Genomic DNA, 13139 nt, shown 5'->3' with positions numbered 1-13139 from the left:
TTGGGCCATGTTAACCCGCGCGCGCCGCTGAAAGGAGAGTGAGGATGTCACAGGATGAGGCAAGGTTCCCTCGAATCATCGAGCCCCGGGCGCTGTCTGCGCATCTTGACGCCCCCGATCTTTTGATCATCGATGTCCCGGCCAACGCTCAAAGCTATCGTGATGGCCACGTGCCGGGGGCGGTCTTTCTCGATTACCGCCGTTTGCTGTCGGGTCAGCCGCCGGTTGCCAATGACATCCCTGATGAAGCGGCCCTGTCGACGCTTTTTTCAGAGCTTGGCCTGACACCACAGACCCATGTGATCGTCTATGACGATGAAGGTGGCGGCTGGGCCGGCCGACTGGCCTGGACGCTGACCCTGCTGGGACATGATCGGTGGTCCTATCTCAACGGCGGCATTCACGCCTGGAAGGGAGATGACCTGCCCGTGGCGGTTGAAGAAACAACTCCTGCGCCCTCGCGGTTTGAGGCGCGTATTGAACGCCCGGAACTGATCATCGATCGCGAAGAGCTGATCGAGCGCCTTGAAGACCCGACGCTTGCCATCTGGGATGCCCGCAGTCCCGATGAATACGACGGGGTCAAGGGCAACAACCAGCGGCTGGGCCATATCCCCGGCGCGGTCAATCTGGAATGGACCGACACCATGGATAAAAACCGGCAGCTGCGCCTGCGCGACCTGTCGGAGCTGGTCAGTGACCTTGTTGCCATGGGCATCGACGCAGAAAGCGAAATTGCCACCCACTGCCAGAGCCATCACCGCAGCGGCCTGACCTGGATGATCGGTTACACGCTGGGCTACAACATTCGCGCCTACCCCGGCTCGTGGCAGGAGTGGGGCAACCGGGACGACACGCCCATCGAGACCTGATGACCCGCCCCTGCCGGCCATGGGCTTGAGCCTCCGGCAGGGGTATGCAACATTGCCCTCACTCATTACTGCCTTGTGGTGCTCCTTTTGAATCGTGATCGTCTGTTTGCCCTGCTGCAATATCCGCTGCCCCAGCACGCCATCTCCCGACTGGCGGGACAGTTTGCCGATTCGCGCACGCCCTGGATTCGCGATACGTTCATCCAGCGCTTTGCCCGTCACTATGACGTTGACATGAGCGAAGCCCTCAATCCCGATCTGAGCAGCTACAAGAGCTTCAACGAGTTCTTCACCCGGCCGCTGCGCCCCGATGCCCGCCCGATCGACTCAGGGATCGTCTCCCCGGCCGACGGCGTGCTCTCACAGTTCGGACGCATCGATTACGGCACGCTCATGCAGGCCAAGGGCCACGCCTACTCGCTGACCGCCCTGCTCGGCGGTGACGAAGCCGCCGCGACCGAGCTGCGCGACGGCAGTTTCGCCACGGTCTATCTCTCCCCGCGGGATTATCACCGCGTGCACATGCCGCTTGAGGGGCGTTTGATCCGCACCATCTACGTGCCCGGCCGGCTCTTTTCGGTCAATCAGGCCACCGCCCGCGAAGTGCCGGGCCTTTTTGCCCGCAACGAGCGGCTGGTATGTCTGTTCGAGACCGAGCTGGGGCCCATGGCGCTGGTGCTGGTAGGGGCGATGATCGTCGCCGGGATCGAGACCGTCTGGGCCGGCCAGGTCACACCGCAGTCCCGCCAGCCCCAGGGCACTGCCTGGAACAACGCCGATGTCACACTGGGCAAGGGCGATGAGATGGGCCGCTTTCATCTGGGGTCCTCTGTCGTCATGTGTCTGCCAAAGGCCTACACCTTCAACGACAGCCTGACACCCGGCATGAAGATTCGTCTGGGCGAGCAGCTCGCCCCTGATCCCGACATTCCGGCCGATACGCTCACGCCCGAAGAGCTGGCCTGAGCCCTGAATCAATTCGTCGAACAAGGGCGGCCTGTCCTGCTCAGAACGGGCCGTCTTTTTTAAACGCATCGGGCAGCGCATTGATCCAATCGCTGGTGGCCGCTTCATAAGCGCTCGCCAGCGCCAGCATGGCGCGCTCGGCCCGGTGACGCCCGATCAGTTGAATCCCCATCGGCAACCCCATCGGGCCAAGTCCTGCCGGCAGACTGATCACCGGACAGCCGGACAGCGAACCGGGAATCACCACTTCCATCCAGCGGTGATAGGTATCCATCGACCGCCCATTGATCTCGGTGGGCCAGCGCTTTGCCACCGGAAAGGGAAAGACCTGCGCCGACGGCAGGGCCAAGTAATCAAAGTGCTCGAACAGCTCGAGCAGGCAGGCATACCAGCGACTGCGAATTCGATTGGCCTCCAGCACCTGCATGGCCGAAAGGGCCACACCTCGCTCGATTTCCCAGCACGCCTCCGGCTTGAGCGCATCTCGACGGCTGTCGTCCTGCCATATGGACGCCAGATTGCCGGCCACGGACCACTGTCGCAGCACCTGCCAGCTTGACCAGAGCGAGTCCGGATCCATCTCCGGTGTCACATGTTCTATCTCGCAGCCCAGCGCTTGAAAGACATCCAGTGCTTTTTCACACAGGGGTACAATGCCCTCTTCCATCGCCAGGTATCCCTGCCAGTCACCGATCCAGCCGATGCGGGCACCGGCGGGCGGTGCATCAAACGGCGGCAGCAAAAGCCCGGGGTCTTCGGCAATGGAGAGCGGCACGCTCGGATGGGGGCCGGCCTGAAGGGAGAGCAGTCGAGCCAGATCCGCGACGCTGCGCGCCATCGGCCCGGCCGTTGAAAGCTGCTGACCGAAATTATCGCCGGTTGAAAGTACCGGCACACGACCAAAGGATGGGCGCAGGCCGAACACGTTATTGAATGCTGCCGGATTGCGCAGCGACCCCATCATGTCGCTGCCGTCGGCGACCGGCAGCATGCGACAGGCTAGCGCCGCGGCCGCGCCGCCGCTGGAACCACCGGCACTCAGCGCTGGCTGCCAGGGGTTTCGAGTCGCGCCGAACACTTCATTGAAGGTGTGTGAGCCCAGCCCGAACTCGGGCGTATTGGTCTTGCCGATAAAAAGCGCCCCGGCTTGTCGCATTCGACCTGCCATCAGGCTGTCGCGCTCGGCGATCTGTCCGGCAAGAAGCGGCGAGCCCATGCTGGTGGGCAGCCCCTTCGCATCTGTTAGATCCTTGATCGCCTGAGGGATGCCGTGCAGCCAGCCACGGCTTTTGCCCTGCTGCAGTTCAAGATCGCACTGGCCGGCTTCCTTGAGCAGCACATCATCGGCACGGCGTGACACTATGGCATTGACCCGCGGGTTGCAGCGATCGATATGGGCCAGATAGGCGCGCATGACCTCGCGACACGAGACCTCGCGCGCATGAATCGCCTCTGACAGCCTGGAGGCGTCCCAGCCAACGATCTCGCCTGGAAGATCAGCGACCGCGTCGTGGTGAATCATGGAACACTCCCTCTGAATTGAACACTCGAACTAAAAAGTGAGCGAGCCGTTAGAGGACTTCCCCGCCCAGGCGCCGCTCGGCAATACGTGCCAGAAGGCTCGCGCCAACCGGCAAAATGCCGTCATCAAGTGTGAAGGCCGGGTTATGCACCGGCACATTGCCGGCATGCCCCACCCAGCAGTAGGCGCCCGGCACCACCTTGAGCATGTCGGCGAAATCCTCGCTGCCCATCATCGGACGCGACAGCTGTGTCACCCCCGTTTCACCCACGATGTCACGCGCCGCCAGTGCCAGCGACGCCGTCTGCTCGGGATGGTTTTCCAGCACCGAAAAGATATTGCGAATATCGACCTCGATCTCTACTGAGTAGGCACTGGCGATCCCGGCTGCCAGCTCTCTGATGCGTTGATGCACCAGGTCGGCAACCTTGTCATCAAGGCTTCGGATCGTACCGGAGAGCGTGGCCGACTGCGGAATGACGTTATAAGCCGCACCCGAATGAATCTGGGTAATGGAGAGCACTGCGGCATCCAGTGGATGCGTATTGCGGCTGACGATGCTCTGCATGGCCTGGGCCAGCTGGGTGGCAACCACGATGGGATCGCGGGCATTGTTGGGCTGCGCCCCATGACTGCCGCAGCCGTGGATATGAATATCGAAAAACTCGGCGCCTGCCATCGCCTTGCCACTGAGTATCCCGACCTGGCCATGGGCAAGGTGAGGCGCGTTGTGCAGAGCGTAGATTTCATCGCAGGGGAAACGCTCGAAAAGTCCGTCGGCAAGCATTGCCCGTGCGCCACCAAGCCCCTCTTCGGCGGGCTGAAAGATCAACACCACCTGTCCGGCAAAATCAGGGTGCACGGCGAGATGGCGGGCAGCGCCGAGCAGCATGGTGGTGTGACCATCATGCCCGCAGCCGTGAAAGCGCCCGGCATGACGCGACGCAAAGGCAAGCCCGGTCTCTTCTTCCATGGGCAGAGCGTCCATGTCCGCGCGCAGGCCGACCGAAAGGCCCGGCCCCTGTCGCCCTTCGATGATCCCGACCACCCCGGTCTGACCGATACCAGTATGCACCTCGATGCCCAGCGCCTGCAGATAATCCGCAACAATGCCGGAGGTGCGCTGCTCCTCGAACCCGATCTCCGGATGAGCGTGAATATCCTGACGAATACGGGTCATCTCGTCTGAAAACGCTTCAATGTCTGCCATGATGGTCATGACCAGCTCCTGTTGGTTTTGTTGGTATTAACGACCTGAAACTCGAATGATGCGATTCAAGGCGTAAAGGGCACGCCCAGCGGTGAGGTCCTGATCCCCGGGCGCAGCCGCTGCCAGGGCAGTGTCGACGGATCCACCGCCATGGGCCCGGGCGCGGCACAGACCAGAATCGCCCGCGCAATCGGGGCAAAATCGGCGCGAAAATGCACCGAGCTTTTGTTGACCAGAATATGCTGCGCCCGGGGCTCGATGCCGACCGAGCGATACATGGCTTGATCGGCCATCTGCGCCTTGCGACTGACCACAACTACCCGCACATCTTCGATGCGAAGACAGGCCGATGGCCCCATGTCCAGACGCGCGCCGCCATAGTAAGGGCCGGCCGCGACAAATCGACCATCGGAAAGCGCCTCCACCACAAACGAGGCCCTGAGCGGGGCATCGCCCTCGATGCCCGAGCGCCCGCCCAGCGAGAGATCAAGCAAGGCCCCGACCCCGGCCTCGTGCGCTGCGCGCGCTGCTTGTGGATCAAAGATATTGCCAATGGCCGCACCACCGGCACCGCAGGCGATCAACGCTCTGAGCATGCCCATGGTGTCGGAATTGCCGCCCGCCCCGGGATTGTCCTGCGTATCGGCAATCACTATGGGTGCCGATGACTCACCGGCCAGGCACATCGCCTCAAGCACGCCCTCCTCGGGTGTCAAGACGCGACCGGCAAAGGCCGTTTCCTGCGCATTGATGTCGGCTACCAATGCGTCAGCGACACGATCCACCCTGACCTGATCCTCGCCATAGACCAGCACGCTCGGGCCACAGTCGGGAATGTCGGCGGCTGGAAAGCCGGTCAGAAACGACACGGACAATAGGGGTGGTTTATCCAGCTTCTCGATATCAGCATAGAGCCCGCGACACGGCTGCTCATCGGTGCACTGCCAGGCGATCGGCATCAAAAAATCAAGCTGGCGAAATGCCTTTTTCGGTCGCCCTTTCTGCTCAAGCAACGCCGCCATGGCGGCCGCACAGCGCCGGCCGGTCTCGGCCATGTCGACGTGTGGGTAGGTGCGATAGGCAATCAGCATGTCGGCCTCATTCACCATTAAAGGTGTGACATTGCCATGCAGATCCAGTGACGCCACGATCGGTATCTGCGGCCCGACCAGCGCCCGCACCCGTCGCAGAATCTCACCTTCGCCGTCATCCAGATGAGTCGTCACCATGGCGCCGTGCAGATCGAGATAGACACCCGCCAGCGGCATGGCATGCTCAAGATCGATGAGCAGACGAGCAACGATATGTTCGAAAGCATCCTCGGTAACATGGGCCGACGGGCTGGCCGTGGTCCAGAGAGTGGGCAACAGCGTCCAGTCCTTCTCGCGCGCGGCATCCATGAACCCACACAGTCCGACATTGCTGTCGGCCAGAGCTGAAAAAAGCGCCTCACCGCGTGTCAGCGGCGCCATGCCGCCGCCTTCCAGAAAATCATTCAGCGTGGCCGGGCTGGGCGCGAAGGTGTTGGTTTCATGGAGGAACCCGCCAATGGCCATACGGGGTGGCGCCATGTTCTCTTCCTTTCTCATGCCTTTTGTGCTCCCGGGGCCAGTCCTGTCGAAAAGGCATCGGATGAGCGCGGCTCCGACACGTCATCAAGCGGTTGAAAGGCCGCAAAGTCCCACTGCCGGCCCGGCGCGGCGGCCATCAGTGACCGGGTATAGGCATGCTCCGGCGCCCCCAGCACTCGCGCCGTCGGCCCATACTCGACCACACGGCCCTTTTGCATGACCATGACGTCATCGCAGACCTGGGCGGCCACCCGCAGGTCATGGGTGATAAACAAAACGGCCACGCCCATGCGCGTTTGAATATCTTCCAGAAGGGTCAGCACCTGCGCCTGCACCGATACATCGAGTGCTGACACCGCCTCATCGGCCACCAGCACATCGGGCTCCATCGCCAGTGCCCGGGCAATGGCGATGCGCTGGCGCTGACCGCCGGAAAACTGATGTGGGTAGCGCGTCATCGCCTCTCCCGACAGACCGACCATGATCAGAAGCGCCTCGGCCTGCTTCAGAGCCTGTGTTCGCGAGGTGCCGTAGTTGACCGGCCCCTCGATCAGGCTCTCACCGATGGTCAACCGCGGATTGAGGGAGCGAAACGGGTCCTGAAAGATCATCTGGATCCGCTTTCGATGCGGCTTCAGTGCCGCGCGCCCAAGCGTTGAGGTATCGCGCCCCATAACCCGCACGCCGCCGCCCGTGGGCTCGATCATGCGCATCACGCAGCGTGCTACAGTGGACTTGCCGGATCCGCTTTCACCGACAATGCCCAGAGTGCGCCCCCGGGTCAGGGTAAAGCTGACATCGCTGGCCGCTGCCGTGCGCGTGTCCTGTTGGCCCCTCAGCCGTGCCCAGCGCGAATGCCGGCCATAGCATTTCTCCAGCTCGATCGCCTCGAGCACGATTTCGCGCTCGGTGACCGGCCGGGGCGGGCGGGGCTGCAGGCCGGGCACGGCCATCAGCAGGGAGCGGGTGTAGTCCGTCAGCGGGTGTCGTAACAACGCCTGTACCGGCTGCGTCTCGACCACTTCACCGTGACGCATGACACAGACGCGATCGGCGATATCGGCCACCACACCCATGTCATGGGTAATGAACAGCACCGAGGTGCCGTGACGCTCCTGAAGCTGTCGAATCAGCCAGAGGATCTGCTTTTGGGTGGTGACATCCAGCGCCGTGGTCGGCTCATCGGCGATCAGCAACCGGGGTTCGAGTACCAGTGCCATGGCAATCATGATGCGCTGGCGCTGCCCGCCAGAGAGCTGATGCGGCCAGCTGGCATACATCCGCTCGATATCCGGCAGCTGTACCTGCTCCAGCATATCGAGAACGCGCGTACGACGTTCACCGGCCGTGGTCCCCTTGCGATGCATGACCAGCACTTCCTCGATCTGCTCGCCAACCCGCATCAAGGGGTTGAGCGCCGTCATCGGCTCCTGGAAGATCATGGCAATGCGACTGGCGCGCAGCTCGCGCAGTCGGGCAGACGACAGCGTTAAAAGCGGGGTCTCCTCCAGATAAATGTCACCGCCACGGTGTTCGAGCACGCCCCTGGGTAAAAGCCCCATGATGCTCAGCGACGTTACCGACTTGCCCGAGCCCGATTCCCCCACCAGACACAGGGTTTCGCCGGCGGTGATATCAAAACTCACACCCTTGAGAATGTTCCGGTCAGGCTGGGTGTGACTCGACACGACCAGGTCCCGGACTCTGAGTACCCTATCGGACGACATCGCATGAGCGTCTTTTGAAAGAGCGGCTTTCGAAGCAGTCATTGGCCACCTCCACGCTTTTGCAGTCGGGGATCAAGATGATCACGGGCCGCATCGCCCAGCAGATTGATGGACAAAATGCACAGCGACAGCATCAGACCGGGCCAGAAGATCAGACCGGGCTTGATCTGAAAGTAGGTACGCCCCTCCGACATGATGTTGCCCCAGGTGGGTGTTTCCGTGCCTAGCCCCGCCCCCAGAAAGGAAAGAATGGCTTCGGTCAGAATGGCCGAGGCGCAGATATAGGTGCTCATGACGATCAGCGGCGCCAGGGTATTAGGCATCAGGTGTCGCCACATGATGACCGGCAGACTGCTGCCCAGCGACACCGCAGCCTCGACGTAGGGTTCCTCTCTTGCCGAGAGCACCACAGAGCGTACCAGCCTGACCACCCGAGGGATTTCAGGCACGGTAATGGCAGCCATCACTGTCCATAGACTGGCACTGGTGAGCGAGACAATCGCGATGGCCAGCAACACGCTGGGAATCGCCATCAGCCCGTCCATGACGCGCATGATCAGCGTGTCCAGCGCGCGAAAGAAGCCGGCCAGAATCCCCAGCGGCAGGCCGATCACCACGCTGATCAGGGCGCTGCCGATACCCACGATCAGCGAAATGCGCGCGCCGTAGAGAATGCGTGAGAGCAGATCGCGCCCGTAGGCATCACTGCCCAGCCAGTAGTCATCACCGGCTGGCTTGAGACGCTCGGCAGGCGACATGGCCAGCGGGTCGTGCGGGGCAATCCACGGGGCCAGCACGGCCACAAGCATGATAAGTGCAAGGCACAGGGTGGCGGTCGTGACCATCCAGCCGGGGCGATGGGTCGGCCAGAGTCGCCAGCGACGCTCGGGCACTGGACCGGCGACGGCCGTAGGAGCAGGTGTATTCATTGGTAGCGAATCCTCGGGTCGAGCAGCGCATAGGAGAGATCGATCAATAGATTGATCACGACATATACCCCGCTGGTGACCAGGATCAGTCCCTGAATAACGGGATAGTCCCGGGAGAGAATGGCATCCACGGTCAGGCGGCCAAGCCCTGGAATGTTGAACACGCTTTCAGTGACCACAACGCCTGTGATCATTAACGCAAACCCCGTCCCGATCACCTCGAGAATCGGTACCCCTGCGTTGCGCAGGGCGTGTCGAAACAGCACGCGTCGCTCGCTGGCGCCCTTGGCATGTGCCGTGCGGATATAGTCTTCGCCCAGCACATCCAGCATGCTGGCCCGCGTCATGCGGGCAATCAGGGCGATATAGATGGTCGAGAGCATCATGGCCGGCAGCAGGGCGTGCTCGAGAAAGGCCCAGAGCCCGTCTTCGCTGAGGCGGCGAAAACCCTGCACCGGCAGCCAGCCCAGATCGATGGCCAGCAGCTTGATCAGCAGATAGCCGATCACGAATACCGGCACCGAAAACCCCACGACCGACAGCGCCATGATGACCCGATCAATCAGGCTGCCGTGTTTCCAGGCGGCCAGCACGCCCATCGGCACCGCCACCAGCACCGAGAGCAGCATGCTGAACACGGCCAGGCTGACGGTGGGCTCAAGACGCTGGGCCATCAGCGTCGTGACCGGCAGACCGGACATTAGCGACGTGCCGAAATCACCCTGCAAAAGCTCTCCCGCCCACCGGAAAAACTGGATATGCATGGGCTCGTTGAGTCCCAGCGCCTCGCGAATGCGCGCCAGCTGTGCAGGCGTTGCCATGTCACCGGCGATGATGGCCGCCGGGTCGCCGGGTGACAGACGCAGCAGTAGAAAAACAAACAGGGCGACAATGACCATGACAGGCACGGCCGCCAGGGTCCGCTTCAGACAGTAACCGAGCATGGGAACACCTCTGCAGACACGGGAAACACCAATACCGGGTCAGCCGCGCCATCTACCCCTCGCGCGACAGGTTCCAGAACACCGGCATCGGCGCATGCAGCACCCCAGTTAGATCACTGCGCCAGGCAGAAGGCGTGGCGTACTCTCCCAGCGGTATGTAGGTCACCTGCTCAAAGGCATGCGCCTGAAGACGCTCGGCAATCTCCTGGCGCGCCTCATCGGTCTCGGCTTTGGCAAACGCCTCGCGCAGGTCCTCAAGCGTCTCGTCCTCGGGCCAGCCAAACCAGCCGCCGTCGCGTCCACGACCGTTGAGCATGGGGTTGACCAGAGGGTTCCAGACTTCCGGCAGAGCCCAGTTGGTAAAGAAGATGTTCCACCCGCCCTGATCCGGCGGCTGCTGGCTGGCACGACGGGTTACCAGGGTCTGCCAGTCCATCGGCTGCAGATCAACCGTGAAACCAGCGCGTCGCAAAAGCTGTGCGGCGATAACCGGCTGCGGGCTGACCGTCGGGGAGTCCGTTGGCTGCAGCATGACCACGGGTGTGCCGTCATAGCCGGCCTCTTCCAGCAGCGTCTGCGCCGCCTGAGCATCGCCCTTGTCGATCAGCGATGCCGGCGCCCCGGCCTCCGTATCCAGCGGTGTCGAGCAGCCGTACATGGAAGGACAGGTCGAGTAATACTCGGGATTGCCCACCAGCGAGGCCAATACATCGGTCTGGTTCAGGGCCATCAGCGCTGCACGCCGAATGTCGGGATTATCAAAGGGGGGATAGAGGAAATTGAGCCGGCCCATGGTCTGGCTGCCCAGCTCGTTGAGGTTTTCCACCACGATATCGGCATTGGCCTGCAGGATGGGCAGCAGGTCGATGGAGGGCGACTCGAGAAAATCGATTTCGCCAGTATTGAGCGCATTGAGTGCGGTCTGGGCATCACTCATGTTGATCCACTCGACGCGATCGACGTTTACTATCTTGCCACCGGCCAGCCAGCTGGCCGGCTCATCGCGCGGGACATAGTCCTCGAACTTCTCGTAGACCACGCGATTGCCCGGGTCATAGTCCCCGGCCACGAAGCGAAACGGCCCGGATCCGACCTGGTCTTCAACGCTCAACATCTCATCGGGCGACGTTTCGGCCACCCGGGTGGGCATGACAAAAAGCGGTATCGAGGAGGGTTTGGCCATCAGCTCGAGGACGTAGGCGAAGTCGGAAGACAGCGTCAGGGTCACGGTCTTAGCATCGGTGGCCTCGATACTGTCGACATGATCCATCAGCATCTGACCGCCTCCATCGCGCGCGGCCCAGCGCTGGATGGAGACAACCACATCGCCGGGTGTCACGTCGCCGCCATCATGCCATTTGAGACCGTCTCGCAAGGTGAAGGTGTAGACCCTGCCGTCATCCGAGACCGACCAGTCCGCCATCTGCGGCTGCGGCTGAAACGCCTCGTCCATGCCCAGCAGGGTATCGAAGATCATGTAGCCATGATCGCGGGTGATGTGGGCCGTGGTCGCCACCGGGTCAAGTACACGCAGTCCCGAGTGCATCACGGCGCGGATGGTTTCTGCCTGCACCGGCGTGGCCAGTAGCGGCATGGCACTGATCGCGGCGGAGGCCATCAGACCATATGCGGCGCCTTGAGCGCCTTTCTGGAGCTCTTTGAGCGGTATCATGGTGCGTCCCTCGTTGAATATTGTTATGTCGTGACATGTCTTGAGCCATCGCTTGTTGTTTTTGGATGCGATGAGCCATGGCATGCGACCACGGGGATCAACCCGGCAGCGACACCGCACTGCACGAGTCACTTTCAGCATAGCGAGGGCGCAGGGGGAAGCAATGCCATTGGCAGGAAGGCAGTGTTGCTCCAAAGGCAACACTAATGGATAGTAGACAAAGCGTTTTCATGATCGCGCCTGAAAGACCAGCACAATAAAAAGGCCGTCTGCCCCGGTGCAGACCATCGCAGGAAAATGCCCATGTCTATCGTTCAGGAACAGCTGTTCAGTCAGCTCAGTCCGCGCAGTATTCATTACTTCAATGAAGCCATTGCGGCAGGCTCCATCCGCAGTGCTTCCGATCGACTGGATATCGAGCCTTCCGTCATCAGCCGACAGATCCGCCAGCTGGAACAGTGTCTTGGCATGTCGCTCATGGAGCGCCACGGTCGCGGGGTCAGACCGACCGAGGCGGGAGAGCTGTTGTCCGACTTTCATCGAGAACGTCAGGCCTCCGAGCAGAGCCTGCTGGGAAAGCTGGCCGCGCTGGATGGCCTCGAACGCGGCCAGATCCGACTGTCGATCAGCGAAGGCTATAACGACATTCTTGCCGGTGGCGTGCTGGGCAGTTTCAGTACCCGCCATCCTGCCCTGCAGATCACCCTGATGCTGGCCAGTGTCAATGGAGTGGTACGACAGGTCTTTGAAGGCCAGGCGCATCTGGGCGTGGCCTACTCGCCTCGCCTGATGCCGGGCATTCATGCCGTGGCATCCGTGCGCCAGCCCGTGCATCTGCTGGTCAGACCCGGCCACCCCTTGACCCGGAAAGGAAGGCCTCTGTCAGTTAAAGAGATTCTGAACTGGCCGCTGGCGCTGATCGATCACGGCTTTGGATTGCGCCAGTTGATCGATACGGTCGAAGTCATCGAAAAGTGCAACTTCCAGGCCACTCTAATCAGCAATTCGCTGGCCACTCTCAAGCACTATGTCACCAATAGCGACGGCGTGACATTCATGGCCGAGGTCGCAGCCCACAAGGAGATCCGGCAAAAGCAACTGGTCGCCTTGCCTATCGACCACCCGGTCTTCATGAACGCCGAAACGCATGTGCTCGCTCGCAGCGGCCGCCCTCTCTCACCGGGAGCTCTGGAGCTTTTGCATCATATCCTGCACACGCCGCCCTTTTGCGAGGGCCGTATCGACACCAGCGGGCTGCCGGAGAGTAAAGGCCAGCCGGCTGGCCATATTTGACGAGGCCTCCGGCACTGGTCATGTTGGGCCTTTCGACACTCGCATTGTGACGACCGGGTATCGCACGCAGGAAACCACCGGGGAGGGCTTTGCCCCCTTTTCATCTAATTTTTTCGACAAGGAGCAAGACATGACGCAGTTTACCCTGCTGGCATGGGACTATACGGACGAGGGCGCGCTCGAGCGGCGCATGGGTTGTCGCGAGGCGCATCTGGCAGCCCTGCGTGAACTTTATCATCAGGGGCACTTCATCAGCGGCGGGGTCATTGTCGATGACAACGGCAAAATGATCGGCTCCAACGTCCATTTCCAGTTTGAAAGCCGAGAAGCTCTGGACGCCTGGCTTGAAACCGAGCCCTACGTAACGCAAAGAGTGTGGGAGCATATCGACATTCGCGAGATCAAGCTGCTCGACCCGCACGCCTGACACACC

At 61.6% G+C, this 13139-nt stretch carries 11 protein-coding genes; 4 read left to right on the top strand and 7 right to left on the bottom strand.

Features of this window, described 5'->3' with window-relative positions; all coding sequences use genetic code 11:
* Window positions 1-44: 44 nt before the first annotated feature.
* Entirely contained in the window at window positions 45-872 is an 828-nt protein-coding gene (locus ACXMYO_RS02700; RefSeq protein WP_457807745.1) for a sulfurtransferase, read from the top strand.
* Between the two features lie 87 nt (window positions 873-959).
* Complete coding sequence (gene asd, locus ACXMYO_RS02695) at window positions 960-1838, top strand: archaetidylserine decarboxylase (protein ID WP_438766625.1); 879 nt, start codon at window positions 960-962, stop codon at window positions 1836-1838.
* A 40-nt stretch (window positions 1839-1878) separates the two neighbouring features.
* On the opposite strand, the gene ACXMYO_RS02690 is transcribed toward asd, so the two are convergent.
* The 7 genes from ACXMYO_RS02690 to ACXMYO_RS02660 all read right to left on the bottom strand — a co-directional run bounded on the left by ACXMYO_RS02690 (window position 1879) and on the right by ACXMYO_RS02660 (window position 11413).
* Window positions 1879-3360 carry an amidase gene (locus ACXMYO_RS02690; RefSeq protein WP_457807744.1) on the bottom strand — a complete coding sequence of 494 codons (1482 nt, stop codon included), beginning with the start codon at window positions 3358-3360 and terminating at the stop codon, window positions 1879-1881.
* A gap of 49 nt (window positions 3361-3409) precedes the next feature.
* A complete protein-coding gene (locus tag ACXMYO_RS02685; RefSeq protein WP_457807743.1) occupies window positions 3410-4579 on the bottom strand; it encodes a M20 aminoacylase family protein in 1170 nt (389 codons plus the stop codon).
* 56 nt (window positions 4580-4635) lie between these two features.
* Window positions 4636-6141: a M81 family metallopeptidase gene (locus tag ACXMYO_RS02680; protein ID WP_457807742.1), complete on the bottom strand. Its 1506-nt coding sequence runs from the start codon at window positions 6139-6141 to the stop codon at window positions 4636-4638.
* Window positions 6142-6155: 14 nt separating this feature from the next.
* On the bottom strand, window positions 6156-7829 hold the full coding sequence (locus ACXMYO_RS02675) for an ABC transporter ATP-binding protein (RefSeq protein WP_457807741.1): 1674 nt from the start codon (window positions 7827-7829) through the stop codon (window positions 6156-6158).
* A gap of 77 nt (window positions 7830-7906) precedes the next feature.
* A complete protein-coding gene (locus tag ACXMYO_RS02670; protein WP_457807740.1) occupies window positions 7907-8797 on the bottom strand; it encodes an ABC transporter permease in 891 nt (296 codons plus the stop codon).
* A complete protein-coding gene (locus tag ACXMYO_RS02665) occupies window positions 8794-9741 on the bottom strand; it encodes an ABC transporter permease (protein ID WP_457807739.1) in 948 nt (315 codons plus the stop codon). The genes ACXMYO_RS02670 and ACXMYO_RS02665 overlap by 4 nt, the downstream gene beginning before the upstream one ends.
* 52 nt (window positions 9742-9793) lie before the next feature.
* Window positions 9794-11413: an ABC transporter substrate-binding protein gene (locus tag ACXMYO_RS02660; protein ID WP_457807738.1), complete on the bottom strand. Its 1620-nt coding sequence runs from the start codon at window positions 11411-11413 to the stop codon at window positions 9794-9796.
* A gap of 303 nt (window positions 11414-11716) precedes the next feature.
* Here ACXMYO_RS02660 and ACXMYO_RS02655 point away from each other — a divergent pair, with 303 nt between their 5' ends.
* Window positions 11717-12706: a LysR family transcriptional regulator gene (locus ACXMYO_RS02655; RefSeq protein WP_457807737.1), complete on the top strand. Its 990-nt coding sequence runs from the start codon at window positions 11717-11719 to the stop codon at window positions 12704-12706.
* 130 nt (window positions 12707-12836) lie between these two features.
* Window positions 12837-13133, top strand: coding sequence for a YciI family protein (locus tag ACXMYO_RS02650; RefSeq protein WP_457807736.1), 297 nt, complete (start codon window positions 12837-12839; stop codon window positions 13131-13133).
* Window positions 13134-13139: the final 6 nt, after the last annotated feature.

This window comes from Kushneria sp. EE4, assembly GCF_977968315.1.
This window is presented reverse-complemented; position numbering and strand designations above follow the sequence as displayed.